This is a genomic window from Streptomyces sp. NPDC049541 (assembly GCF_044465725.1).
Taxonomy (GTDB): Bacteria; Actinomycetota; Actinomycetes; order Streptomycetales; family Streptomycetaceae; genus Streptomyces.
The window spans coordinates 399,250-424,581 of record NZ_JBITLY010000004.1 but is presented as its reverse complement, the minus strand read 5'-3'; the positions used below and the strand labels follow the sequence as shown (position 1 = coordinate 424,581).

Annotated in this window: 17 protein-coding genes and 2 pseudogenes; 6 read left to right on the top strand and 13 right to left on the bottom strand. The window is 69.2% G+C overall.

Annotation, left to right across the window (positions count from 1 at the left end):
• Positions 1-6: 6 nt before the first annotated feature.
• The 7 genes from ACIBW9_RS17765 to ACIBW9_RS17735 all read right to left on the bottom strand — a co-directional run bounded on the left by ACIBW9_RS17765 (position 7) and on the right by ACIBW9_RS17735 (position 9,657).
• Complete coding sequence (locus tag ACIBW9_RS17765; RefSeq protein WP_398955935.1) at positions 7-1,305, bottom strand: phosphatidylserine/phosphatidylglycerophosphate/cardiolipin synthase family protein; 1,299 nt, start codon at positions 1,303-1,305, stop codon at positions 7-9.
• Between the two features lie 234 nt (positions 1,306-1,539).
• Entirely contained in the window at positions 1,540-3,411 is a 1,872-nt protein-coding gene (locus tag ACIBW9_RS17760) for an RICIN domain-containing protein (RefSeq protein WP_398955933.1), read from the bottom strand.
• Between the two features lie 74 nt (positions 3,412-3,485).
• Positions 3,486-5,222, bottom strand: a complete 1,737-nt coding sequence (locus ACIBW9_RS17755; RefSeq protein ID WP_398955931.1) for an amylo-alpha-1,6-glucosidase — start codon at positions 5,220-5,222, stop codon at positions 3,486-3,488.
• A 177-nt stretch (positions 5,223-5,399) separates the two neighbouring features.
• On the bottom strand, positions 5,400-6,224 hold the full coding sequence (locus tag ACIBW9_RS17750; RefSeq protein WP_398955929.1) for a carbohydrate ABC transporter permease: 825 nt from the start codon (positions 6,222-6,224) through the stop codon (positions 5,400-5,402).
• Entirely contained in the window at positions 6,221-7,213 is a 993-nt protein-coding gene (locus ACIBW9_RS17745) for a carbohydrate ABC transporter permease (RefSeq protein WP_398955927.1), read from the bottom strand. The genes ACIBW9_RS17750 and ACIBW9_RS17745 overlap by 4 nt, the downstream gene beginning before the upstream one ends.
• 10 nt (positions 7,214-7,223) lie before the next feature.
• Positions 7,224-8,471, bottom strand: coding sequence for an extracellular solute-binding protein (locus ACIBW9_RS17740; protein ID WP_398955925.1), 1,248 nt, complete (start codon positions 8,469-8,471; stop codon positions 7,224-7,226).
• 163 nt (positions 8,472-8,634) lie between these two features.
• Positions 8,635-9,657 (bottom strand): LacI family DNA-binding transcriptional regulator, encoded by a 1,023-nt coding sequence (locus ACIBW9_RS17735; protein WP_398955923.1) that lies wholly within the window; start codon positions 9,655-9,657, stop codon positions 8,635-8,637.
• 407 nt (positions 9,658-10,064) lie between these two features.
• Here ACIBW9_RS17735 and ACIBW9_RS17730 point away from each other — a divergent pair, with 407 nt between their 5' ends.
• Positions 10,065-13,679, top strand: a complete 3,615-nt coding sequence (locus tag ACIBW9_RS17730; protein WP_398956483.1) for a LamG-like jellyroll fold domain-containing protein — start codon at positions 10,065-10,067, stop codon at positions 13,677-13,679.
• Between the two features lie 79 nt (positions 13,680-13,758).
• Here ACIBW9_RS17730 and ACIBW9_RS17725 read toward each other — a convergent pair whose 3' ends face one another.
• A complete protein-coding gene (locus ACIBW9_RS17725) occupies positions 13,759-14,787 on the bottom strand; it encodes a LacI family DNA-binding transcriptional regulator (RefSeq protein ID WP_398955921.1) in 1,029 nt (342 codons plus the stop codon).
• A 614-nt stretch (positions 14,788-15,401) separates the two neighbouring features.
• On the opposite strand from ACIBW9_RS17725, the gene ACIBW9_RS17720 reads away from it, so the two are divergent.
• From ACIBW9_RS17720 to ACIBW9_RS17710, 3 genes and pseudogenes are all read left to right on the top strand, one after another.
• Entirely contained in the window at positions 15,402-15,740 is a 339-nt protein-coding gene (locus ACIBW9_RS17720) for a putative quinol monooxygenase (RefSeq protein WP_398955919.1), read from the top strand.
• A gap of 534 nt (positions 15,741-16,274) precedes the next feature.
• Positions 16,275-16,466: pseudogene (locus ACIBW9_RS17715) on the top strand (transcriptional regulator); the annotation flags it as partial.
• A gap of 185 nt (positions 16,467-16,651) precedes the next feature.
• Positions 16,652-16,921, top strand: coding sequence for a hypothetical protein (locus ACIBW9_RS17710; protein WP_398955917.1), 270 nt, complete (start codon positions 16,652-16,654; stop codon positions 16,919-16,921).
• Between the two features lie 50 nt (positions 16,922-16,971).
• Here ACIBW9_RS17710 and ACIBW9_RS17705 read toward each other — a convergent pair whose 3' ends face one another.
• From ACIBW9_RS17705 to ACIBW9_RS17685, 5 genes are all read right to left on the bottom strand, one after another.
• Positions 16,972-17,562 (bottom strand): SUKH-4 family immunity protein, encoded by a 591-nt coding sequence (locus ACIBW9_RS17705; RefSeq protein ID WP_398955915.1) that lies wholly within the window; start codon positions 17,560-17,562, stop codon positions 16,972-16,974.
• 44 nt (positions 17,563-17,606) lie between these two features.
• A complete protein-coding gene (locus ACIBW9_RS17700; protein ID WP_398955913.1) occupies positions 17,607-18,398 on the bottom strand; it encodes a nucleic acid/nucleotide deaminase domain-containing protein in 792 nt (263 codons plus the stop codon).
• Positions 18,395-19,123, bottom strand: a complete 729-nt coding sequence (locus ACIBW9_RS17695; RefSeq protein WP_398955911.1) for a hypothetical protein — start codon at positions 19,121-19,123, stop codon at positions 18,395-18,397. Before ACIBW9_RS17695 ends, ACIBW9_RS17700 begins: the two co-directional genes overlap by 4 nt.
• 127 nt (positions 19,124-19,250) lie before the next feature.
• Positions 19,251-21,062: a WD40 repeat domain-containing protein gene (locus ACIBW9_RS17690; protein ID WP_398955909.1), complete on the bottom strand. Its 1,812-nt coding sequence runs from the start codon at positions 21,060-21,062 to the stop codon at positions 19,251-19,253.
• An 11-nt stretch (positions 21,063-21,073) separates the two neighbouring features.
• Positions 21,074-21,919 carry a nucleic acid/nucleotide deaminase domain-containing protein gene (locus ACIBW9_RS17685; protein WP_398955907.1) on the bottom strand — a complete coding sequence of 282 codons (846 nt, stop codon included), beginning with the start codon at positions 21,917-21,919 and terminating at the stop codon, positions 21,074-21,076.
• A 155-nt stretch (positions 21,920-22,074) separates the two neighbouring features.
• On the opposite strand from ACIBW9_RS17685, the pseudogene ACIBW9_RS17680 reads away from it, so the two are divergent.
• Positions 22,075-22,400 (top strand): annotated as a pseudogene (locus ACIBW9_RS17680) (nuclear transport factor 2 family protein); the annotation flags it as partial.
• A gap of 636 nt (positions 22,401-23,036) precedes the next feature.
• Positions 23,037-25,325 carry a transglycosylase domain-containing protein gene (locus ACIBW9_RS17675; RefSeq protein WP_398956481.1) on the top strand — a complete coding sequence of 763 codons (2,289 nt, stop codon included), beginning with the start codon at positions 23,037-23,039 and terminating at the stop codon, positions 25,323-25,325.
• Positions 25,326-25,332: the final 7 nt, after the last annotated feature.

Sequence of the window (25,332 nt, the reverse complement as noted above, 5' to 3'; positions counted from 1 at the left end):
GGCCCGTCAACCGCCGCAGGCTGAGCGGATCTTGTAGAACGTGCTCAGGTATTTGGCGTGGTACGACGCACTGGCGATCCGCACGATCGCCTCGTCCGCCGAGCGCAGCGACGAGCCGGTCAGGTTGGCGCTGCCCGTGTAGACGCGCGGTGTGATGTCGCCGCCGAAGGAGCCGTCGATCAGGATCTCCTTGTTGTGCGGGCGGACGTCGATTCCCGGGCCGTGGGGGATACGGCATCTGCGGTGCTGGATACCGGCGTTGGTCAGTTTGCCGGTGATCCTGCTGTCGCTCTCGGCGTAGACGATGTCGATCCAGCAGCCCCTGCCCCGTAGCTGAGCCAGCTTGTCGGCGACCTGGACGCGCGAGCCCTGGAAGCTGTGCATCACGATGCGGATGTCGGTCTGGTGCCGTTTCCCGTCCGTGCCGGTGTAGCGGCAGGCGACCTCGTCCAGCGAGTTGACGATGGTGTCGGTGGCCGGGTTGTTGTACGAGGAGTCACCGCGCGGGAAGAAGAAGCCGCGGTAGGCCGAGCCGGTCGGGGTGGAGAAGTACACGTGGTTGTCGCCGCCTGGGCGGGCGCGCGCGGTGCGCTGCTTCTCGTGGTACGAGGCGTAGCCGTCGTACACGGCGGCGTTCGCGAAGGTCACGGAGTCGTTGAAGGACTCGACCTTGTACCAGTCGGAGAGGTTCGAGGAGGTCTGGAAGACCACCTTCGAGTAGCTGGTGCCGTCGTCGAAGGGTCCGATCCTCGAGAAGATGAAGAACTTGTTGTGGTTGTAGGCGGGCTCGGGCGGGGCGACGCTCAGACAGCCGCGCTCGACGTCGTCCACGCCGTCCTGATCCTCGAACCTGTCGTCGCAGACGACGATCCAGGAGCGGGCGGCGTCGTTGGTTCCGAGCCCCGCCCGCAGCGACCGGAAGGCCGGATTGGGGAACTCCTTGCTGTCACCGTCCACATAGGTCGAGTCGTCGACGATGATCCTGACGTTCACGCCGCGCCGGTGGGCGGCGAGCAGCGCGTCGGCGACGTCCTGGTCCTGGAACTCGTGCATCGAGCCGCGGATCGTCGCTCCGGCGGGCGTCGCGTCGATCAGCCGGATGAGCTGGGTGAAGATCGCGCCCTGCTGCGCCGGCGTACCCAGGGGGTCGTTGAACACGGGCCCGTTGACGACGGGCTTGGTCAGTGCGGCGGCCGGTGCCGCACCGCCGACGAGGAGAGCGGCCACCAGATACAGCACGACGGTGACGAGCCGCAGCGCTCGGAGCGGACGGATCGGGCGCGGGACCGCGGTCGAACGGGTCATCTTCGCCTTCCTCGAGGTGAGTGCACGAGCGTTTCAGGCATGACCAGCTCAGTCGGATCACGGCGGCAGGACAATCACTTTGCGTCGTATGAGCCCGGCCGGCGGCGGGAGATCAGCCGTTCGGAGCAGTCGGTGTGCTCCACGAGTGGTGCGCGCCCGGCCTCGGCGCCCTGCGCACAGCACGGGTGGCCGTCCGGCGGCGACACCGGACGGCCGCACGTCTGTGAAGCGTCGTCAGCTCTTGCCGAGGAGCCGCCAGATCTGGTTCCTCTTGTTGTTCAGCGCGCTCGCCGGGTCACAGGTCCACTGGTGGATCACCGCGCCGGGCGTGGTGGAGACCCCGCTGACGTCGACGCACTTGCCGCTGTGCACCGCGACCAGCTGGTAGTCCTTGCTGTTGCCGAGCGCGGTCACCGGGTTGAGGGTGAACATCTGGTTCGTGGTGCCGCTGCAGGTCCACTGGATGACGGCGGCGCCGTCGGCCGTGGAGGCACCCGAGACGTCCAGGCACTTGCCGCTGTGCTCATCCACGATCGTGTAGGTGTTCGCCCGTCCGGCGACCGGCTTGAAGTCCAGCATCTGCTGGTAGCCGCCCTCGCAGGAGTACTGCTGGTACTGCGTGCCGTCGGCGGTGCTGAGGTTGGTGTCGTCCAGGCACTGGCCACTGTGCTGGGCCACCGCGACGGTGGAGACGGTGGTGTTCGACGGCGGCAGCAGCGTGACCGTGTAGCCGTCCGCGGAGTCCGTCCACGGCACGCTCACCGAGGCCGAGTTCCCGTTGACCGTCAGGGTCTGGTCCAAGACCGTCACCGGACTCGTCACCGCGCCGCCGCCGTTGTTCGGTATGCGCTGGACTATCGCGCGCACCCGGCTGTTCTCCACGACCGAGGTGGTGTCGAGACGGTTGAGGCTGACGGTGACGTTGCCCGTGTTGCCGTTGCTCCCGAGAAGGATCTTCGCGTTCCGCGCGGAGTTGTCCTTCGTCGCCAGCCCGTCGGTGTTCGTACCGGGCGTGAGGTTCACGATGTTTCCGGTCTGGGAGCCGTAGTACCGGTACAGGAACCACTCTCCGAGCGGCAGGTACTGGCCGGAGCTGTTCTTGGTGAGCAGGCCGGCCGCGTAGTCGTGCAGGCTGGGGCCCCCTCCCCAGTTGGAGCGCAGACCGTCGGCGCCGGCCCGCTCCAGGCGGCTGATGAACCAGCCGCCGCCACCGGGGTTCTGCTGCTCGCGCCCGGCGTACTCATTGATCTGGTACGGGCGGGTGTTGGTCAGGCCCGCGGCGGCGATGGTCGAGTTGGCGTTGGCGACGGCCGGGACGGGGTCGTGCGGAATGGCATGCCAGCTGTAGATGTCGGGGGCGACGTTGTTGACCTTGACGTAGTTCAGGTAGGTGGTCCACCAGGTGTTGGAGGAGCTGGGCGGGTTGGCCATGCTGGGGCCGACGATGAGCTGACCGGGGAGGTCGGCCCGCACGGCGGCGTGGAAGCGGGACCACATCTGCAGGTACTGGCTCTGGGACCGACCCCAGAAGCCGCTGAGCTCCGGCTCGTTCCAGAGGTCCCATTCCACCGTCATGTTGTTGGCCTTGACGTCGGAGATGAGCTGGTGGACGAAGTTGTCGAACAGCGTCCAGTTGCCGTTGTCGCCGGGAAAGCCCTGGCTGGTGGTGCCGTCGGCGCCCCACAGGTCGTGCGGCAGGATGACGAACGTGCCGCCGAGCGCCTTGGTGCGCTTGTACTGGGCGAGGGTGGCGTTCCAGCGGGTCTGGTAGTCGGCGAGGCTGGTGGCGTAGCCGCCACCGTTGAGCTGGGCGCCGCCGGCCCGCTCGAAGTGCCACTTGATGTCCTTGAAGAAGTGGTCCGGCGGCAGCGACCCGTCGGGGGTCATCCCGTACAGGGTGCCCGAGGCTCGGTAGGTGGGGGCGCCTCCGGCGACGGAGAAGTCGACGGCGACGGTGGTGTCCGCGGCCTGCGACGGACCGGCAGGTACCAGGGTGGCGGCCAGAGTGGCCAGGAGGACGGCCGCGGACGAGATGGCTCGGCGTGACGCGATGGCTCGGCGTCTGGTGCGCCGTGCGCGTCCGGACGGTGCGGAGAGCGACTTCATTGTGCGGCTCCTAACAGGGTGGGGGGGGAAGGACCGGGGACTGAACGGCCCCGGAGTTCGCGGAAGGCGGCCGGTCAGCGGCTGCCCCGGTGTGCGTGTGCTTCGGCCAGCAGGAGGTAGCTGCTGGCGGTCCAGGTGTAGGCCCGGTCGCGCAGGCCCGTTCCGGTGAGGGCGTCGAAGTTCTCGGCGAAGCCGTGGGTCTCGCACAGGGCGCGGAAGCGCGCGCTGACGTCGTCGGCCAGCCGGTGGTGGCCGGCGCGGCGCAGGCCGTCCTCGACCAGGACGGTGGCCGGGGCCCAGATGGGGCCGCGCCAGTAGCCGTCGGCGAGGTAGTGCGGGGAGGTGGTCAGTTCGGTGGCGAGGCCGTACGGGGTGAGGTGCGCCTTGATGTGGTCGGCCAGTGCGCTGCTGATCTCACCGGGCAGGTGCTCGCCCAGCACGATGGGCATCAGGTCGAGGAGACTCGCGCTGCCCCAGGTGTCCCCGCCGGCGGCTCCCCGGGCGACGAACCGTTCGCCGGTCCACAGCTGGTCGAGCAGCGCCGTCTGTGTCTCCTCGGCGGCGGCCGTCCATCGGAGCGCCGCATCCGCCTCACCCAACTCCTCGGCCAGTCCGGCGAGTTCGTGCAGCTGGAGGACGAGGAAGGCGGCCAGGTCGGCGGTGACGACCACCCGCTCCGGGTCGAAGGTGGTGGCGTTGTCCCAGCCGCTGTCGTTGCCGTGCTGGTAGTAGGGCAGCTCGGCGCCGGGGGCTCGACGTGCGGTGAGCCAGAAGTTCGTCCAGCGCTCCAACCGGGCGTACGCCTGGGCCAGTTGAGCCCGGTCGGGAGGTGTCGGCAGACGGCGGCGCAGGTGGCCGAAGGCCCAGCCGTGGATGGGGGGCTTGACGAAGTTGTGAAGGACCTCGGAGTGGGTGACCGAGTCGGGCAGGGCGCCTGCGGCGTCCTGGTGGTCGAAGGGGAGATGGAACTGATCCAGCGCAAGTTCCGGCGAACCCGGCGCCAAGGCAAGGGCGTTGAAGCAGTGGTCCCAGCTCCAGACCTTGTCCATCCAGTGCTTGGACATCAGCACGGCGGGCCGGGTGACCAGGCCCGTGGGCCGTACCGTCGCCGACCAGACCACGTAGGCCGCGAGTTCGGCGGCGGGGGTGGCGGACGAGCGCCAGGGGGCCACCGCGTCGACGAAGTCCGCGAACGCGCGCCGTGCGCTCTCCACGATCTCGTCGAAGGTCGCCGAGGACTCGTACGGCGGGCGGGCGGTGTCGAGTTCCTCGACAGTGATCTCCCAACTGCCGCCCACGTCCTCGGTGATGGCCAGACCGCGGTCGGCGCTGCCCAGGGCCTGGGCTCCGACCGCCTCCGTGAGGGTGCCGGACAGCACGGTCATGCGGTAGCGGCGACCGGTCTCGTACGACGTGAACACGTGCGCGCCCGCCGCCGGATCGTGGAAGAAGTACGTCCCGCTGAACGGGGTCAGTGCCTGCGCGGCGGCGTGGACGCCGATGCCCAGGCCGCTCCCCCGCAGCCGTACGGTGTCCGGCGACTCGTAGGCGAGGTCGACACGCCCGCTCTCACCGATCCAGCTGAGCAGGCCCGGCGTCGCCTCGACGCGGGTCTCGGCGCGGTCGCTGATCGCCGGGTTCACGGGGACCAGGCGCAGGACACCGTGCATACCGTTCTGGTGCGAGACGAGGTGGAGATCCTCGGCGTACGTCTTCTCCGCGATCACGGGCGAGATGTCGAACCAGGATCCGCGGGTGCTGAACGGAATGTCATGGACGGAAAAGGCCGGGCCGGTAGGGGCGGCGGTCATGTGGCGTGACTCGTTTCTGGAGCAGGGGCGACAAACGGGGGCACTGAGCAGACCAGCAGGAGCGCCACCGCCCTCAAGGGGCGCGGGGCTGTGTCTGATGTGCGGCTACCGCCGCGTGGGCGCGACCAGCCACGACGAAGCCGCAGACAACCGACAGCAATCCCAGTACTGGGCGGCTCAGTCCTTCACCGCACCGGCGGCGACGCCGGCCGCGACGTACCGCTGGGCGAGAACAAGAATCACCGCGGCCGGCAGCGAGGCCACGACGGCGGTGGCCATGATGGCGTTCCACTGCTGGTTGTTGTTGCCGATGTAGTGGTAGATGCCGAGGGTGATCGGCTCGTGGGCGCCGCCGTTGACCAGGGTGCTGGCGAAGACGAAGTCGGACCAGGACCACAGGAAGGCGAACAGGGACACCGTGACGACGGCGTTGCGGCTCATCGGCAGCACCACGGACCAGAAGGTCCGCAGCGCCATCGCCCCGTCCATCTGCGCGGCCTGGAGGAGTTCGCCGGGGATGCCGGACATGAACGCCGTGAAGATCAGCACCGCGAACGGGACGGCCAGGGTGGAGTCGGCGACGATCAGGCCGGGAACGGACTGCAGCAGCCCGAGTTGGAGGTAGATGGCGTAGAAGCCCATCGCCATGATGATGCCGGGGATCATCTGCGCGGCCAGCAGCACGAAGCTGAGGATGCCGCCGCCGCGCGGGCGCAGCTTGGCCAGTGCGTAGCCGGCGGGGGCGGACAACAGTACGGTCAGCAGGACGGTGCCCAGGCCGATGACGAGGCTGGTGCCGAGGTAGGGCAACTGCTCGTCGAGGACGGTGCGGTAGCCGGCCAGGGTGCCGTGCAGGGGCAGCAGGTCCGGTGGGCTCTTGCGCATGTCCTGGTCGCGGGTGAGGGACACGTTGAGCATCCAGTACACCGGGAAGAGCATGATCGCGGTCAGTACGACACCGATCGTGGTCTTCACCCACGTACGCCTGCGGATGCGGCTCATGACAGGGCCTGCTTTCTCTGCACCCGGACGTAGACCAGGCCGAAGACGAGCGCGGCGACCACGAGCAGGTTGCCGACGGCCGCGCCCGGGCCGAAGGCCGGCAGGAGGTTGCCGAAGCCGAGCTGGTACGACCAGGTGGCGAAGGTGGTGGAGGAGTCTGCCGGGCCGCCCTTGGTCATGATCCAGATGATGTCGAAGACCTTGAGCGTGTAGACCAGCCCGAGCAGCAGGGTGATCGCGGACACCGGGCGCAGCAGTGGGAAGGTGATGCTCCAGAACCGCCGCCAGGCACCCGCCCCGTCCAGCGCGGCGGCCTCGTACAGGCCGGCCGGGATGGACTGCAGACCGCTGTGGAGCACGACCAGGTTGAACGGGACGCCGATCCAGATGTTGGCGATGATCACTGAGGTCAGTGACCAGGACGGCGAGGTCAGCCAGTTCACGGGGTCGATGCCGACGGCGTGCAGGGCGGCGTTGACGATGCCGGAGTCGGTGTTGAGCATCCATGACCAGGTGGACGCCGACACGATCAGCGGCAGCAGCCACGGTACGAGGAACAGGGCGCGCAGGGTCGCGGAGAGCCGGAAGTGCTGGTTGAAGAAGACCGCGAGGGCGAGCCCGATGGCGTACTGGAAGACCAGGCAGACGGCGGTGAAGAGCGCGGTGTGCAGCAGGGCCGGGGCGAAGGTGGGGTTGTCGAAGACGGTGCGGTAGTTGGCGAGGCCGGTGAAGGGGGCGTCGCCCTGGACGAAGGAGCGGACGGTGTAGTTGCGCAGGCTGAGGTCGATGTTGCGGTAGAGCGGATAGGCGTAGAAGAGGGCGAGGTAGAGGGTCACCGGGGCGAGGAATCCCCAGGCCGCCCACTGGGTGGAGGCGGGCCGGCGGCGCTTGCCGGTGCGGGCCGGGGGCGGGGCGGCTGTGGCCGCCCCGTTCCGGTCGTCCGCGGCCCGGGGGTCCGGCGGACGGGTCGTCTGCTTCAGCTGCTTCATGGGGCTCATGTCACTTGGCCGCGGCCTGCGCCGAACTCAGCGCGTCCTTGGGCGACTTGGAGCCGCTGAGGGCGGACTGGACGGCCTTCCACAGCTGCTCGGAGATCTTGGGGTACTTGGTGCCCAGGTCGTCACTGGTGCGGCCCTTGGCGGCCTTGACGGCGTCGACCCACGGCTTCAGATCGGCGTTCGCGGCCACCTGCTTGGACTGGACCTCGCTGGTGGGGGCCACGTAGGACAGCGTGGTGTCGGTGTTGTAGAGGTTGTCGCCGCTGGTCAGACAGGTCACCAGCTTCTGGGAGGTGGCGTAGCGGCCACTGTCCTTCTGGACCGGGACGGTGACGAACTCGCCGCCGGTCGGGGCCGCCGCGCTGCCGCCCGTGGCCGCGGGGATGGGCAGGACGCCGTAGTCGAAACCGGCCTTCTTGGCGTTGGCGAGCTGCCAGGTGCCGTTCTCGCTGAACGCGTAGTCACCGCTGGCGAACTCCTGCCAGCTGGTGGTCTGGGTGTTGTTGAGGACCGAGTTGGGGGCGTAGCCCTGCTTGAGCCAGTCCTTCCAGAGGGAGAGCGCGGACACGGCCTGGGAGGAGTCGAGTGCGGTCAGCTTGGCGCCCGAGCCCCAGAACCAGGGCAGGAACTGGAAGCTGCCCTCCTCGGTGCCGATCGCGGAGAAGGTGATGCCCTTCTTGCCGGCCTGCTTGACCTTCGCGAGGGCCGCCGTGAGCGACGTCCAGTCCTTGATCGAGGCGACGTCCACGCCGGCCTTCTTCAGCACCGCCTTGTTGTAGTAGAGGGCCAGGGTGTTGGCGCCGATCGGCGTGCCGTAGGTCTTGCCGCCCGACTGGCCGGCCGCGAGCAGGTTGGGGTCGACCTTCGAGGTGTCCAGCTTGTTGTCGTCGGTCGTGGTGAGCACGCCCGCCTCCGCGAGGGTGGACACCACCGGGTTGTCGACGATCAGGACGTCCGGCGAGTTTCCCTGCTGCGCGGCCAGCAGCGTCTTGTTGCCCAGGTCGCTGGTGTCGAAGGCGGTCCGCTTGACCTTCACTCCGGCCTTGGTGCCGCACTGGTCGAGCAGCTTCGCCCAGTCCGAGCTCTTGTCGAACTGCGGGTACGGGTCCCAGATCGTGTACGTGCCGCCGCCGGCGCCCTTGGTGTCGGTGCTGCCCGAGCCGGAGGAGCAGGCGGTGGCGGAGACGGCCACGGCGAGCGCGGTCACGGCCGCGGCGGTCAGACGGCGCTGTCTGGAGGAGCTGTTCATGGCGAGGGTTCCTTTGTTCTGGGCATGCGGGTGCCGAGGGCAGGGGTGGCGCAAGGCCTGTCCCGGCAGCACGAGGACAGGCGGGCACGACGAACGGCGCAGTGTCGGGCGGTGCGAACGGCCGGTGAGATGAAAGGAGTTGAGGAGTACTGCGCGGGCGTGGTCAGGGCGCGGTGACGGTCCCGGCCGGCCCGGTGCTGGCCCGCAGGGAGATCGGCGGTGCGAGGAGGTGGTGGCGGGGCGGGGCGTCGGGGTGGTCGAGCCGTTCCACGAGCAGGTCGACGGCTCGCCGGCCCATCTCCTCCGCCGGTACGTCGGCGGCGGTGAGCTGCGGGGTCACCGTCTCCGCCCAGCGGCCGGCCACGACCCCGGTGACGGAGAAGTCGCGCGGCACATGGCGGCCCGCCTGGGCGAGCCCCCGGTACAGGCCGCCGAGAGCGGCCTCGTTCAAGGTGACCAGGCCGGTGGTGGCCGGGTCGTCGTGCAGGATCTGTTGCAGGCAGGCCTCGCCGGAGGCGGCGTCGTCCCCGCAGCAGTACGTCCGCACGGTCAGCCCGCGTTCGGCCGCGGCCTTGGTGAAGCCGTCCAGGCCGCGGTGTGCGGACTCGTATCCGGCCCGCAGCAGTTGCTCGGGACGGTTGACGAAGGCGATCCGACGGTGGCCGAGGTCCGCCAGGTGGTGGACGCACGCCGCCGCCAGCGCGGTGTGGTCCAGGCCGACCCACCAGCCGCCTTCCGGGTGGGCGGTACGGCCGATGGCGACGGAGGGGAAGCCCAACTCGGCCAGGTGGTCGACCCGGTCGTCCTCGAGCCTGATCTCCATCAGGATTGCGCCGTCGACCCGCCGCTCCCCCAGCAGCCGCTGGAACGAGCGGTCGCTGTCGACGCCGCTGGGTGAGAGCAGTACGTCGTAGTCGTAGGCCGCGGCGGCCTCCACCACGCTGCCGATGAAGTCGAGCTGCATACCGGTGTAGTGGTTGCCGGCGGGCGGGAAGACGAGGCCGATGGTGCTGGTGCGGCCGTTGGCGAGGGCGCGGGCGCTGGCGTTCGGGCGGTAGCCGAGCTCGTCGATGACCTGCTGGATCTTCCGGCGGGTGTCGTCCGAGACCGGGCGCTTGCCGCTCAGTGCGTAGGAGACGGTGCTCCGCGAGACACCGGCCCGGCGGGCGATCTCTCCGATGTTCACGGGCGCCTCCTCGCTCGAATCCTGCTCGAACCTTGCGCGAACCGGTTCGAGTTCTCCGTGGAGAGAGTACTCGCAAGTCGGGTATCGAACCGGTTCGCGTGAAGTGAAGGTAGGAATCTGACCGGACGCCTGTCAACACCTCTGACAACACTGCCGCGCCCGCCGGAAGGTCCGGGTTTGTTGGTGCGGGAGGGATTGCTGGCCGGGATTCCCGGTGCTAGCTTCCCCGAACCGGTTCGATGACCGATCGGAGCCGCCTCTTCCGCGCCGGCTGTACATGCTCCCTTGCCTGTGCGGCATGGCAGTCGAACCGGTTCGCAGCATGCCGATACGCCGACAGACAAGGATTGAGGACGCAATCCATGCCATCCGCTGACAGATCCGCCCGGCGCCGGGCCCCGGCCGCCATGGTGGTGGCTCTCGGTGCGGGCCTGCTGGCCGCACCGGCCGTCCCCGCGCAGGCAGCCGATACGCCCCGGCCCGCCGCCCACTACACCTTCGACCAGGACGACCTCGCCTCCGGCAAGATCACCGACAGCTCCGGCAACGGGCTGACGGCGACCCTGGTGAACGGCTCCACCGCCCAGTCCGTGGAAGGCTCGGACGGCGGCAAGGCGCTGTCCCTGCCCGGCGGGGCGCCCACCTCGGACGGCGCGTACGTCCGCCTCCCCCGCGAAGTGCTCGGTGACGCAAGCGACCTGACGGTCTCGGCCCGGGTGAAGTGGAGCGGGGACAAGTCGGCCTGGCAGCGGATCTTCGATCTGGGCACCGACACCGGCAAGTACCTGTTCACGACGCCGTACAACGGCAGTGTGCTGCGCACGGCCGTGACCACGGGCGGAGGGGGTGCGGAGGCACAGGTCTCCGGGTACGCGCCGCTGCCCGCCGACGGCTGGCGGACCGTCACCGTCACCCTCGACAGCGCCGCCCACCGGGTCACCACCTACCTGGACGGCGTGGCGGTCTCCTCCGCCGCGACGAACGTCAGGGCCAAGGATCTGCTGGACGGTTCGGCCACCGCGGCCGGCTACATCGGCAAGTCCTTCTACCCGGACCCGCTGCTCAAGGGCACGGTCGACGACTTCACGGTCTGGCACTCGGCGCTCACCGCCGAGCAGGTGGCCGGCACGGTCGGGACGCTACCCACCCTCGACCAGCTCTCGCAGACCTCCTTCGAGGTCCGTACGACGACCGGGACGGCCCCCTCCCTGCCCGCGGCCGTCCGCTCCTCCTTCTCCGACGGCTACGACCGCGACACCCCCGTCGCCTGGGACGCCGTACCGGCCGAGAAGTACGCGCAGCCGGGCACCTTCGCGGTGTCCGGTACCGCCGCCGGACGCGCGGTGAAGGCGACCGTGACCGTGGTCCGCGAGGGAGCCCTGACCGTCGACCTCGGCTCGGACACCGGCACGTTCCACGGCGGTGCCTCCGGCACCCTCTACGGCGTGTACGGGCCGGGCGTCCCCACCAACAACCTCATCGAGGGCATGGGCCTGCGCACCGTCTCCACCAAGGCGCAGGACGGTCCGCAGCACCCCGGCGCCGACGCGCTGGACGTGGTGAAGCCGCTGGCCGACTCCACCGACGGCGACGTGTACATCTACATGACGGACATCCACCGCGGCTTCCCGTACGAGTGGCCCGGCGCCACCCCCGCGGAGAAGCTCAAGCTCTACGAGGAGAAGATCGCCAAGCAGGTCGACCAGGTGCTGCAGCTGCCCAAGCAGTACCAGGACAACATCGTCTTCGTGCCGTTCAACGAGCCCGAGGGCAACATGTTCGGCACCGGCGAGTGGAGCTACGACAAGGTCAGCTGGCTGAGCGACCCCAAGGACTACTTCGCCGCCTGGGACTCCGCCTACAGGCTCATCAAGGGCAAGATGCCGGACGCCCGGATCGCGGGCCCCAACACCAGCATCCTCTACGACCAGGTGAAGGGCTTCCTCACCCACACCCTGGCCGCCGGCACGCTCCCGGACGTCGTCACCTGGCACGAGCTGAGCCACCCGGAGGCGGTGCGCGAGAGCGTGGTCAAGTACCGGGCCTGGGAGAAGGACCTGTTCAAGGGAACCGCCCGCGAAGGGACCCGGCTCCCCGTCAACATCAACGAGTACGCCTTCAACTACCACACCTCCGTCCCCGGCCAGATGATCCAGTGGGTGTCCGCGATCGAGGAGTCCAAGGTGGACGCCGACATCGCGTACTGGAACATCGACGGCAACCTCTCCGACTCCGCGGTGCAGTCGAACCGCGGCAACGGCCAGTGGTGGCTGCTGCACTCGTACGCCTCGATGAGCGGGCACACCGTGCAGGTGACCCCGCCGTTCCCCGGCCAGAACTACACCATGCAGGGCGTGGCCACGCTCGACGAGAAGAAGAAGCAGGCCCGGCTGATCTTCGGCGGCTCGACCGGCAAGGGCCACATCACCTTCGCGGGCATCCCCAAGAAGGTCTTCGGGGATCAAGTCCACGCCTGGGTGCGGGAGATCGACTGGAGCGGGCAGATCGGCGACAACTCCGGCCCGAAGCTGCTGACGGAGACGAACCTGAAGGTCGGTGCCGACGGGGCGGCCGTCGTGGACTTCGGCGAGGGCACGCTGCCGAGGCTGAAGGAGTCCTCGGCGTACGAGATCGTCCTCAGCCCGGCCGGCCAGGCGAAGGGCACGCAGTCCGCGCCCGTTCGCTGGCAGGGGTCGTACGAGGCGGAGGACGCGGCCCACACCGGGTCCGGCTACTCCAGGAACGGCCCCGAGGGCTCGACGGCCGACGTGTCGAAGTTCTACACCTCCGGCGGCTACGACGTCGGCGGCCTGCGCACCGGCTCGGACGTCACACTCGACTTCACGGTGGACGTGCCCGCGGACGGAACGTACGACCTCAGCGTCTTCGCCAACTCCCTCAACACCTTCGACAAGGTGAAGGAGCAAGGCCCCACCAACGTCTTCCTGCGAGTGGACGGGCAGGCGGGCAGCGAGCAGGAGCTGTACCTGCCGCTCGGCTACAAGTGGGTGGTGTGGGACCACACCGACACCAAGGTGCAGCTCACGAAGGGCAGGCACACCCTGACGCTCGCCGCGAAGAGCCTCGACGGCAAGCGCGCCACCAAGGGCGACGCCATCGTCGACCGCCTCACCCTGTCCCTGCCGGACCCGTCGGCGGCCACCGAGGTCCACGAGGGCGAACTGGCCTGGCTGGGTGGCGGGGCGCGGCCCGTCTACGACCTGCCGAAGGAGGCCGGGGCCCCCGCCACGGGCTCGGGCGCGGCCCGGCTCGCGAAGGGCCAGACGGCCACGTTCTGGGTCTACTCCCCCGCCGACCGCGAGGCCACCCTCGACGTCGGCACCCTCGGTGCCGCGGACGCTCGGCTGTCGGTCAACGGGCATGAGGTCCTGCACGTGACCAAGGCCAGGCACAAGGTCGCCGTCTCCCTCTCGGGCGGCATCAACAAGGTGACGCTGACCGGGAGTTCAACCGCCACCCTCGTCGACCGGCTGAGGGTCACACCCACCGAAGGCACACTCAAGACGCGCACATATGAGGCGCAGGACGCCAAGCTGGCGGGCTCGGCCACGCTGACCTCGCTGCCCCTGGCGACGGATGGTACGGCGATCACCGGCATCGGCGGGGACCCGGGCAACGGCAACACGGCGACGTTCTCCGTCACCGCGGACAAGCCCGGCCTGTACGCGCTGCGCATCCGCTACTCGAACCCCGAACAGTCCGAGGCCACCCACTACAACCCGGACCCGCTGGCCCGCCACGCCGACATCACCGTCAACGGCGGCACGATGCAGCGCGTCAGCTTCCCGCACACCTTCCACCAGGACAACTTCTGGGAACTGACGATCCCGGTCCACCTCGAGAAAGGCCAGAACACCGTCACCTTCCGCTCGGAGGAACTGCCGAACTTCGACGGCACTACGTACGCCTCCGACACCTTCCCGGGAGTGCTGCTCCGCTCCCGCTACGCACCGCTGATCGACCGGATCGTCGTGGCGCCCTATGCGCGGGAGGTGCGATGAGTTAGGCGCCGGGCGCTGCGGGCAGACCCCGGTTCCGCCAGGTTTGGCGGAACCGGGGTTTCGGTGTTTCCGACGGGGGTCACGTCGTGCCGCGGACTTTCAGGCTCGGTGTCAGGAAGATAGGGGGTGGCATTTCGCCCGCGAGGAGCTGGTCGACCTGGTGGATGGCCAGTTCGCCCAGGCGTCGCTTGTCGAGGTGGACGGTCGTCAGCGGCGGGTCGATCAGATCGACGACGCTCAGTCCGTCGTAGCCGACCAGTGCGCAGTCCTCCGGTACTTGGACGCCGAGCCGACGGGCGGCCCGGAGCGCGCCGATCGCCACCATGTCGTTGAAGGCGACCACAGCGGTCAGTTCCGGGCGCGCGGCATACAGCGCCTCGAACCCGGCGGCGCCCCCGGCCGGGGACTGCTCGGTCATGACGATCCAGTCCTCGTCGACCGGCAGCGCGTATTCGCCGGCGACTTCGAGGAAGGTCCGGCGCCGGACCAGCGGGGCGCTCAGGCACTCGCAGTCGATCAGGCCGATCCTGCGATGACCACGGTCGATGAGGTGCTGCAGCCCGGCCCTGATTCCCGTCGCGGTGTCGATGTGGACCAACGCGTGGTTCGACGAGTCCAGCCCGCGATCGACCAGGACCAGCGGCGTCCCGCCCAAGTACGGCTCGAGCTGCTCGTCGGGATGGCTGATGTAGCCGACGAGGGCGTCCACCTGCTGGGCGAGTGAGCGGACCAGTGCCAGCTCCCGGGACCGGTCGTTCTCGGTGCTGGCCACGAGCACCTGCCAGTCCCGTTCGTCCGCGGCCGCGATCACTCCTGCCACGAACTCCGGGAAGAAGGGGTTGACCACGTCGGGGACGACGAGCCCGACGGACACGACGTCCGGGCGGACCAGCCCCCGGCCGAACCGGCTGGGCCGGTACCGCAACTGCCTTGCGACATCGAGCACGCGTTGCTGTGTTGCCGGGTCGATCTCCCCCTTGCCGTTGATCGCCCGGGAGACGGTCTGGTGGGACACGCCCGCCGCCTGGGCGACGTCGCGGAGCGTGACGCGCTTGACGGTTCCCGCACCCCGCGCCCGCTGGTCTTCCGTACCCCGCTGTCCGGCCACGCTGCCCACTCACTTCTGTTCCTGTGCCGCCCTGCGTCCCAGTCAATCAGGTTCACCGGCCTGGCGTGCCGTCACCCGTCCGGCGGTGGGCGTTGACGGACTCTCCTCCCCTGGGCAACAATCACGTTACCGGTCACGTTAACGGTAACGAAGCAAGCGAAGGAGAACGCAGTGGCTTCATCGAGGGGTCCTCTGCCGCACGAACCCCACCCGGTGTTCCGTGGCGTGTTCAGCGGCTGGCATGCAAAGGCCGGCGCCTTCTCGGCGCTGCCGGACGCACCTGTCGAGCCGGATGATCCGCCGCCTTGGTGGCGGCAACTGAGGGTTCGGTGGCAGAAACCGAGCAGCGGCGGGTCTTCAGTCAGCCGGTACACGGCGCGGCCCCGGGGCTGCCCTGCTCCCGGGGACGGCCGCAGCTGACGAGAGGGCCCGCCCTTCGGTCGGGCGCACCGCCGCTGGCAGGTCGCCAAGGTGGCGCAGCCATGTGTGGCCTCGCAAGAGTGGTCCCGGAAGCACTCGCTGAGGACCCCGACGAGGCGACCATGTAATACGAAGAGCACGGCCACGCTGAACACAGCCGGTTCAGCCCACCACTCTCCCCGAGGAGCCCTGAGATGATCTTCATCACGGCGAAGTTCCGTGTCCTGCCCGAGCACGCGGACGACTGGCCGGAGATCGCCGCCGACTTCACCCGGGCGACGCGCGCCGAACCCGGCTGCCTCTGGTTCGACTGGTCCCGCAGCGTCGACGACCCGGCCGAGTACGTCCTCGTGGAGGCCTTCCGCGACGGCGAGGCGGGCGCCGCGCACGTCGGTTCCGAGCACTTCCGGACCGCCCAGAAGACGCTGCCGCCCTACCTCGCCGAGACCCCGCGCATCATCAACGCGACGGTCCCACAGGACGACTGGTCCTTGCTCGGAGAGATGGCCGTTCCTCGGCCCGCTGACGGATGAGGGCGGGTCAGTTGTCGCTGAGCAGCTGACCGAAGCCGGTGAGCATGGGCTCGTAGGCCGGTGTCGAAGGAGTGCTTCGCGCGCGTGTGGTCGGTCGGGGTCCGATCGAGTACGGCGCTGAGGTGCGGGGCTGTTCCGCGGGTGACGTCCCAGAACATGACCGGCGGTGGGACCGGGTCGAGGGCCGAGCCCAGGACGAAGCCTCCAGGGCGTTGACCAGGGGCATGACCTGGGCTTTTGGCGAATCCCGCGGCGAGCAGGAGTTCGGCGATCTTCTCTTGCATGGCGTGCATGAAGGGCTCAGCGAGCGGGGCGACGGCGAGCAGCGGCACCGCGCCGGGGTGAGCGGCGAACGCGGCGAGGCAGGAGCGGGCCCAGGCCTCCAGGGCCTGCTCCCAGGGCTGGGACCAGTCCTGGTCGGCGCCGCCGGTGGTCAGCCCCGGCTCCTCAGTTCCTGCTGTGGGTGAACACCCCCGGCGTGGTCGGCATCCTGGCCCTGCAGCCGCCGGCGGCGTGCGCCGTCTGCTTGCGGCCATGACGGAGGTCCCGGCGCTCGTCCTCGACCGCCGCAACGACGTCCTCGCCTGGAACCGGCTGGGCCACGCGCTGCTCGCCGGACACCTGCCACCCGACAGCCCCGGCACCCGAGGTGCCCGCGCCAACCTGACGCGGATGCTCTTCCTGGACGAGCACTACCGGGACCCGTACACGGACTGGGTCGAGGAGGCCCAGCTCGCCGTCGCCTCGCTGCGTCTGGTCGCCGGCCGGGCACCCGGACGACCGCCGACTGGCCGAGCTCGTCGGCCAACTCACCGTGCAGTGCGACGAGTTCGCCTCTCGCTGGGCCCGCCATCCGGTACGCACCTGCACCTCGGGGGTGAAACGACTGCGTCAATCCGCTGGTCGGCGCCATGGCCCTCAGCTTCGAGAACCTCGTCATCCCCGGCTCGTCCGGCCGGCGCCTGATCGCCTACACGGCAGAACCGGGCTCGCCCTCCGAGGCGGCTCTGCATCTGCTGGGCAGTGTCAGCGCGACGAGGACCACGGACGCCACCGCAGCAGTGCGAGGCCGGAAGGGCACGGGCCTTCCCGGAGAACCGGACGGACGCGATCAACAACAGGATCGGCCTTCAACAGGTCAGCCGACCACGCGAATTGACCTGGAGACAGCCCCGACCTGATCCGGGCGTCACTGTTCAGGCTGCACCGCGGGGGCGCCGGCAAGTGGTCCTCATTGGAAATGGTGTTCGGGGTCCACGATGTACGTGAGGATCCCGTGCCAGCGGGAGTCGGGGTTTTCCAGGGCCGCGGGATCCACGGACATCATTGCGCTTCGGACTCGGGCCTGCGCTGCCTCGGGGTCGTATGGCACCTCGATCTCGCTTTCCCATTCCGCGTCGAAGTGCGGGCGTTCCAGTTGGAGGAGGTACAGGAAGTGCACGAAGGAACGGAGCGAGCTGTTCCAGAGGTAGATCTCGGAATCGTCGGGCAGGCAGTAGACCCTGCCGGTGTCCGGGTCGAAGGCAATGCCGTCATAGGGGATCATGCCCAGCCCGATCCAGTTGCCCGCTCCCTCCGGGACGACGGAGTAACGGTCGGCGAGCTTCTCGTCCCAGTCCTCGACGCGCCCGAACCGTTCCGCGATCCCGTCCTCCATGTCGAACCACGGGTTGTCCCAGACCGGGATTCCCAGCGTTCCCAGGACTTCCCTGGCGTCGGGGTCACCGACAGCGGGAAGGTTCTCTTCCGGGGCAACCATCAGTTCGGCCGGATCGAAGACGGTCTCCAGCATCTCACGGGTGAGGGCGGGGGGACGATTCATACTCTTTCCCTGTCATTTATGGCCGGGCACGGACGCGTAATATATCATCTGCTGGCCTGCAGTTCGGGGAGATAAAACTGCATCTCGTCGTTCCCCGCACCGAAACTGTGCGTGACCTCAGTGTTCGGTAATCTCTCCGCCATCCAGGCACTACAGTTCACCCCGGTATCGCATGGCGCTCTTTCGGTATAGAGCTGGGTTATTCTGTTTTCCTCCCCCTGTCTCAGGAACGGAGTACCGATCATGCGCTCAGAATGCCGGTACCCGTTGCTGCGCGCGACCAGTATGAAATCGCCCTTGCCGTTCGCGCCGTCCACCCTGGCCGCGGCATAGTTGTTGCTTGTGAAGTTTCCCTTCCGGTCCAGGCCGCCATAGCCCTGGTCCGCGTGCCGGGCCATCTGGGTCGCCACGGAGAGGTCGGTGCTCCCCGCCGCCACCTGCTGCGACGACACCTGCGGCCGCGGAGTGTCCTTGCCCTCCTGGTCCGTTTTGAGCCGGGCATTCCGTTCTCCGAGCCTCGGGCGCCCGATGTTGGCTTCGTCGAGTCCCAGACGCTCCTTGTCCTCGGCCGTGAGCTCGGAATGACCACCGCCGGGATGCAGTCGGCGAATGCTTCCGTCGTCGGCCATGTGGTAGACCGGCGTCTCACCCTTGGCTAGCTTCTCGATTTCCGCCGCATGCTTGGCGTCTGCCTCAAGATAGTTGTGCGAGACTTTCTTCAGGCGGGCGTGTGTATCGTGATAGAGGGCCTTGATGGATTTGCCGGCGTCTTCGCCGAGTGTTTTACCCAGCTTCTTCGCGCCGTCCTCCAGCGCCGCGGTAATCTTGTTGGTCATTCGAACGTCATCCCGGCAGCCCGAATTCTGAACTCCTCCGCGTGCGCGGCGACCGTGCCGGCGTGTTTCTTCATCAGCTCGGCACGGTTCTGGAGTTCCTCCGGATGGACGGAGAAACCGGTCCCCGCTCCCCCGGCATCGGCCGTCACGCCGAGTGCGGACTCGGCGGTCTTGAACATCAAGCCGCTCGCCGCCCGCCCGACGACTTCGACCAGCGGGTTGACCGCGGCCTCGATGACCGCCCCGATGATGTATTGCTCCAACTGTTGCTCGAGGTAGTCCACGGCCTTTTCCGCCGCCTCCACGATCAGCACCTCGGCGGCCTCCGCCAGTCCGAGGGTGGCAACGGCGGCCGCCTGATCGGCCACGAACGATGCGGCCAGGACCACGAGCTCGGCGATGGCGGCTTCCTTCATGCCCACGATGACGTCGGCAGCCACGTCCAGCGCAGTGGCCACGGCGTGGCAGGCGGCCAGCAGCTCGGACATGTGGCCGTTCGACATCTGCCCCCACTTGGCGAGCAGCGCGTCGTAGGAGGGGCCCTGGTACACGTCGGCCATCTGCTTGATGGTGGCCGTGGAGTCCTGATGAGTCTCGTCCACCTTCGTGGCGAAGTCGCGTACGTGCTGAGCGAACTCCCGTACCTTGTCCTCGTTCACATTCGGCCAGTTGACACCGATGAACTGAAGCAACGAGACGACTTCTTCGGGTAGTTCAATCGCCAAGTTCCTGCTCCCCCGTCAAGTCCACCAAGAACTCAATCAGGTTCGCGCGCGACCTGATCGTTCCACGCCATGACGGGGCAAAGGTTCGACAATGAAAGCACTCCCCTCCCACGGGGCCAACGCCGTATCAGGCTGCGGGAGGGCTTTGGCTCCACAGCCGCTCGGCGTCCAGACTCAGTGCGTAGGAGCCCTCGCTGCCCCCGATCGTGAGGCAGAGCCGGGAATCGGAAAGGGCGGGCTGGTCCGCGACAGCCGGCGCAGGGGTGCAGGCGAGGGAGGAACACGGCAGAAGGAGCGGCAGGGCACGAACCCTGCCGGAAGGCAGATGCCACAGGTGAAGTGAGGCGTCGTTCCAGGCGACGGCGAGGAGAGGCCCGACGGAGGTCTGCTGGACGGTCATGGCCGTGGCGAGGGCGGGCCGCTGCTCGACGGGGCGGGGCATGGGGTCTGCCGAGGTTTTCCAGAGTCGTACTGTGCCGTCCATGGCCGTGCTCATCACCAGCGTCTGCCCGTCGCCGGAAAGAACCAAGCACGTGACCGCTGTGACGGGAGCGGAGTGCAGGACCCGTGAGAGGGGGGCAGCCTCACCGGCCTCCAGGCTCCATACGTGGACACTTCCCTGTTCGTCACCGAGCACGACGACCTTGCCGCAAGGGCTGTGGCCGAGGGCGCTGGGCCGCAGATCCGCATGTGCGAGACCGGCCCTGCCGTGGTGGGCCGCGATGCGGCCGAGGACGCCGCCCGGCTCCTCACCGACGGAGTGAAGAGCGCCGGTGTCACTGAGCAGAAGCGCGCCGTGTTCGCCGAAGGCCGCCATACCGTCGAGACGGGGCACACCGGCTGCGGTCCGTGGAACGGAGACGCGGTACGTGCCGGTACCGGCGTCCAGTTCGAAGAGGCTCCCCAAAGGATCAGCGGCCAGGATCGTTCCCGGCTTGCCGGGAACGGCCGCCAGGGCACTCACCGCCGTGTCCTGGCGGGCCCAGACGGCCGCCCAGGCGTGGTCTGCGAGGAGAGGCGACAGGTAGCGCGCGAGGAGGGGGCTGGACTCCAGGGCCGCCGCGTGGAGTACGGCCGCACGCTCAGCGGTCTCGTACTGCGCGTTTGAGAGGTGCGGCGCCGCCAGCTTCCATGTCTGCCGAAGTCCTCGGGGCGCGGGAATCCGCTCATCGGCCAGACACGCAGCGAGGGACACCGTCGACCCGTGGACCAGGAATCCGGGGTCACTCACGAGCCCGACAATGGCGGGCTCGGGTTCGGGCGCGGTCAGTGCCCGGTCCAGGGCATGTTCACGGGCAGTCCCGGACGCCTTGTCCCATTGCACGCGCCCCTCAGGAGTGCGTGGCAGCAGAGAGTCGTCTTCCGCGGTCGCAGCCGCAGTCGCACCGGCGTCCTTGAACGGCTCATCGCCGACATCGATGGTCGTGACGATCCCGGCGCCTGTCAGGCCGTCGAGGAAAGCGGTGTCGCCGACCTCGACGACGGCGCGGGTCTGCGGCAGCTCCAGAAGAGGTGCGAGAAGGTCACGGACCAGGGCCGCCGGATCGGCCGCCGGGCGGTCGGCCGGACCACGACCGGACCGGTGCAGATCCACCACCAGCACGAACAACGGCCTTTGGTCCACAGCGAGCCGCTCGAGCAGCCGCTCCGGCGCGAGCGGCCCGTAGCCGAGTTGACGCCCGAGCTCCCAGGCGACGGCGTCCGCGAAGAGCCCCTCGGCCAGGAGCGTCGCGTGGACGGTGGTCGAGGGATGGCTCGCGGAGCCGGCGAGGAACCAGGCCAGCAACTGGCTCTTGCCTCTGCCTCGCGCGCCACGCACCAGGCAGAGCCTGGACTTCTCCGGCGGTGCGCAGGCCGCCCACTCGAGCAGGGCCGGCCCGTGGGCGGCGGTGACCCCGTCGGGCGGCGGCCATCGCGTGATGTCCGGGCCCGTCGACACCGGCGAGAGGCTCACTGTTGTGCCGCCGTGCCGTCGTCCGCAGTGCCGGCGTTCTCGCGCAGCAGGCGGACGCCCTCCGCGCGCGAGTCGGCCGACTCCCCGTAGGAGAAGGTGTGTGTCATCTCTGCGTGCGGGAAGACCTCGGCCAGCCACATCGAGCAGTAGTGGCCCGGCATGAAGCAGGGCTGCAGGTCGGTGTGGATGCGCAGGACCTGCTCCGGACCGACGCCGGCGGCACGCAGCCTGTCCCACAACCGCTCTTCGGGGTGGGCGGCGATCGTGCCGGCCTGGGTGACGATCCGTTTGCCGTGCTCGGGGTCGACGTACTCGAAGGCCGCGTAGTTCTCCGCGCTCGCGGTGTCGCGGATGTCGTCCAGGACCCGGGGCCACCAGTCCTCCCGGTCGCCGAAGGCCGACGGGTCGCAGGCCTGCAGGCGTTCCTGAAGAGTCTCGAACGCCGAGGAGGCCACGGCGGGTTGATCGGTGGTGAGGACGGCGCGCAGGGCGTCACCCAGTTCCACGAGGCAGGAGGCGAAGGTCTGCGGGGAGGAGTTCACGAAGCGCCGCTCCTCGTCGTAGTCCAACAGCACCGCCCAGACAGCGCCGTGCGGGTCGACGCACAGTTCGAAACCGCCGTCGCTGCCGAGCCGCGCCCACGAGGCGCACTCTTCGCGGGCGACACGGCGCCCGGCTGCGGCGGCGTACGCGCCCAGCGCCACCACGTCGGTGTCGAGCGTGGAGAAGTAGGGGCCGACCCTCCGCGGTACCGAAATCCCGGCGAGGCGCTGCACGGCCGAGTCACCGGGCCCTTGGTCGCCCGTCGTATCGAAGGTCCGGAAGGTGGGTTCGTCGATCACCGGAGGTTGCTCCTTGGGCTCCGTACGCTGCGGGCTTGTCGGTGTCATCCGCCGGGATCGGCGCGACCGTCAGTATTACTCCAATCGGGGTTCTCATCGAACCAGAGGGGGAGGAGTGGCTCAACGCGGCGCGGTCGCCGGGCCCCTGTGCTGTCGTGGCGGCTGACGATGACGAGTTCGCCGCCTCCGCCGTCCCGGCCGACGTCGTACGCCGCCAGTACCTGGCCTCCGCAGCCGGTGATCTGGAGGCCCTGCGCGCCACCCCGGCCCCCGACGTGGAGTGGACGGAGATGGCCGGCTTCCCGCTGGCCGGCACCCACCGCACCCCGACCGCGTCACCTCCAGCGTCATGACGGACGTCGACAAGGCCACCGGCAAGCCGATCGACGTCCGCGTGGCACACCACTTCGTGGTCCGCGGCGGCCTGAGCGTCCGCTTCGAACAGTTCGTGGACACGGCGCTCGTGCTCGAGGCCGTGACGCCCTGCAGGGCCGGGTCGGTGAGCTGCTCGCGCGTCTTCACCGGCCGCTGGTCGAGGATGCGGCGGGCAGGGGTGACGCCCCTCGGCTGGAAGATGCGGCTGAGGTGCCGGGAGACGCCGAGTGCCTCCGCGGCCCGGTCCGTGCTCAGCCCGGGGTCGGACAGGTGCCGGTCGATGTGGGCGCGGGTCATGGTCAGCAGGGCAGACGCGGAAGAGTCGTGTACGGACGAGGTCCAGTCCGTCGCCTCGGTCCGTACGGGGTCCCCGCCACCGAGCCCGGTTGATCCACAGCGGGCGCAAGCCGTCTCGGTGCGAGCATGTCAGGGCCGGCCGACGCGCTCTGCCGGCGAGCCCGCCCATCGGCGGCGGGCACGAGAGGTGTGCGAAGGCCGACTGTCGCCAGAGGGCAACTCCCCCAAGCGGTCCGACCGTTCGCCTTGTCGGACATGGGTCGTGGACCCGTCCCGACCTGCCGGAAAGCCGCCCCCACAAACACCGGCACAGGCATGGTTCGGCCACAAAGGGGAAAATGCTATTCCATTAGTGGATTTACGGCACTTCGGAGCGGCGCGCCGCGTCCGGTTCGCGCCCCGAGGCGCACCCCCCGACCCTGCCGGCCTGAAGAACGGCGCAGGTATGAACAAGGGGGACAACGAGTCCGCAGGCAGACCGGTCGCCGCCTGGCGCAGGCAACTTCGCCGTGCGCGGCAGACCCGTCGGCGCGCCCGGCTGCTGCGCAAGGCGGCACGCGAGGCGATGCCCTGGTGGCGCAGGATGTTCCCCACCTGGCGCATGGTGCTCAGCAGCCTGCTCACCATGATCCTGCTCGCGGTCGCGTCGTTCTTCGCACTGTACGTGATCGTCCAGGTACCCGATCCCAACGCGTCGGCGGTGAGCCAGAGCAACGTCTACTACTACGCCGACGGCTCCGAGATCGGCCGTACGGGCGCGGTCAACCGCGAATCGCTTCCGCTGTCGGAGATCTCCGTCGCCATGCAGCACGCCGTGGTGGCCGCGGAGGACCGTACGTTCTACTCCAACAAGGGCGTGGACGCCCGCGGCATCCTGCGCGCGGCCTGGAGCACCGTCACCGGCGGAGGGCTGCAGGGCGGTTCCACCATCACCCAGCAGTACGTGCGGAACTACTACCTCACCCGCGAGCAGACCCTCGGCCGGAAGGTCAGGGAGGCCATCCTCGCGATCAAGGTCAATGAGACGCAGAGCAAGGACTCCGTCATGGCCGGGTACCTGAACACCAGTTACTTCGGCCGCAACGCCTACGGCATCCGCGCCGCCGCCCAGGCGTACTACGGCATCCGCGCCTCCCAGCTGAGCGTTCCTCAGAGCGCCTACCTCGCAGCGCTGCTCAAGGCACCCAGCAGCTACGACGTCTCCACCGCGACCCCGGCCCTCAGGGCCGCGGCCGTCGCCCGCTGGAACTACGTCCTGGACGGCATGGTCGACCTGGGCTACCTGGACAAGGACCGGCGGGCCGGAATGACCTTCCCGGAACCGAGGCCGCCCCGGCCCGCTCCCGGGGTCGGCGGCCAGGCCGGGTACCTCATCGACATCGCCCGCAAGTACCTGGTCGACCACGAGATCGTCGACGAGGCCACGCTCGGCTCGGGCGGCTGGCAGATCACCACCACCTTTGTGAAGAAGGACCAGCAGGCGCTGGTCGCGGCGGTGAACAAGGGTATGCGTGAGCTGCCGGGCACCCGTAAGGCCAGGTCCATCCGGGTCGGCGCGGCGTCCGTGGACCCGTCGACGGGACGGATCGTCGCCGCCTACGGCGGACCCGACTACGCCGTGCGGCCCTACAACGACGCCGTCCGGCACGATCTCCAGGTCGGCTCCACCTTCAAGCCGTTCGACCTCGCGGCCGGACTGGAGCACCACACCACCACTCAGGACGGCCGCGCCATCACTCCCGGCACCCGCTACGACGGCACCAGTCGCCACTGCGTGCAGGGCCTGCCCCGCGGTCTGCACTACTGCCCGCCCAACGAGGACGACCGCGACTACGGCCGGATCAGCCTGCGTACGGCGATGATGAAGTCCGTCAACGCCGTCTACGCGCAGGAGGGCGCCGACGCCGGACTCGCCCGTGTCCGCAGGGCCGCCGTCGCGGCCGGACTCCCCACCGACACGCCCGACATGGGCGCCACGCCCGCCCTGACCCTCGGCGTGGCCACACCGAGTCCCCTCGAGATGGCCGGCGCGTACGCGACCTTCGACCACCACGGCCGGCACATCGCCCCCTGGGCGGTGCAGAAGCTCACCCGCGACAACAAGGCGTACGACCTGCCCGGTCATGAGGCCACCCAGGCGTTCTCCCGCGCCACGGCCGACCAGGTCACCTCGGTGCTGAAGGGCGTCGTCAGCCCCGGGGGCACCGGCTACCTGGCCACCGCTCTCGGCCGACCGGCCGCCGGGAAGACCGGTACGACGGACGACAACCTCTCGGCATGGTTCGTCGGCTACACCCCCGAACTGACCACATCGGTGGCCATGTTCGCCGAGCAGCCCAAGGACCACACCCGGATCTCCCTCGGTGACGCCGCCGGCATCAGCCGGGTCAACGGCGGCTCCTATCCGACCCGGATCTGGACGGCGTACATGTCCGCCGCGCTGAAAGGCCGACCGGTGCACGACTTCCGTCTCAAGCTGCCCGCCCAGTCCCACAGCCCGCAGGCCGAGGCCAGGCCGCACCCGGCGAAACCGCCGAGCCACACCAGGACCCCCACTCAGACGACTCCCGCCCCTACGACGACCACGCCCACGCCGCCGCCGAGCACGCCCCCCGCGACCACGACTCCCCCGGCGCCCACGCCGACCGAGACCGAACCACCCACACCCACGGACCCGCCGCCGACCCCGACCACGCCACCGAGCGGGACCGGCACCAGTCCCCCGCCGCCCTGACAAGGGC

What these genes read in the sequence shown, in the direction of transcription:
- ACIBW9_RS17765 (WP_398955935.1), bottom strand. Translation starts at nt 1,305, where the DNA reads ATGACCCGTTCGACCGCGGTCCCGCGCCCGATCCGTCCGCTCCGAGCG.
- ACIBW9_RS17760 (WP_398955933.1), bottom strand. Translation starts at nt 3,411, where the DNA reads ATGAAGTCGCTCTCCGCACCGTCCGGACGCGCACGGCGCACCAGACGC.
- ACIBW9_RS17755 (WP_398955931.1), bottom strand. Translation starts at nt 5,222, where the DNA reads ATGACCGCCGCCCCTACCGGCCCGGCCTTTTCCGTCCATGACATTCCG.
- ACIBW9_RS17750 (WP_398955929.1), bottom strand. Translation starts at nt 6,224, where the DNA reads ATGAGCCGCATCCGCAGGCGTACGTGGGTGAAGACCACGATCGGTGTC.
- ACIBW9_RS17745 (WP_398955927.1), bottom strand. Translation starts at nt 7,213, where the DNA reads ATGAAGCAGCTGAAGCAGACGACCCGTCCGCCGGACCCCCGGGCCGCG.
- ACIBW9_RS17740 (WP_398955925.1), bottom strand. Translation starts at nt 8,471, where the DNA reads ATGAACAGCTCCTCCAGACAGCGCCGTCTGACCGCCGCGGCCGTGACC.
- ACIBW9_RS17730 (WP_398956483.1), top strand. Translation starts at nt 10,065, where the DNA reads ATGGTGGTGGCTCTCGGTGCGGGCCTGCTGGCCGCACCGGCCGTCCCC.
- ACIBW9_RS17720 (WP_398955919.1), top strand. Translation starts at nt 15,402, where the DNA reads ATGATCTTCATCACGGCGAAGTTCCGTGTCCTGCCCGAGCACGCGGAC.
- ACIBW9_RS17710 (WP_398955917.1), top strand. Translation starts at nt 16,652, where the DNA reads ATGGCCCTCAGCTTCGAGAACCTCGTCATCCCCGGCTCGTCCGGCCGG.
- ACIBW9_RS17705 (WP_398955915.1), bottom strand. Translation starts at nt 17,562, where the DNA reads ATGAATCGTCCCCCCGCCCTCACCCGTGAGATGCTGGAGACCGTCTTC.
- ACIBW9_RS17700 (WP_398955913.1), bottom strand. Translation starts at nt 18,398, where the DNA reads ATGACCAACAAGATTACCGCGGCGCTGGAGGACGGCGCGAAGAAGCTG.
- ACIBW9_RS17675 (WP_398956481.1), top strand. Translation starts at nt 23,037, where the DNA reads ATGAACAAGGGGGACAACGAGTCCGCAGGCAGACCGGTCGCCGCCTGG.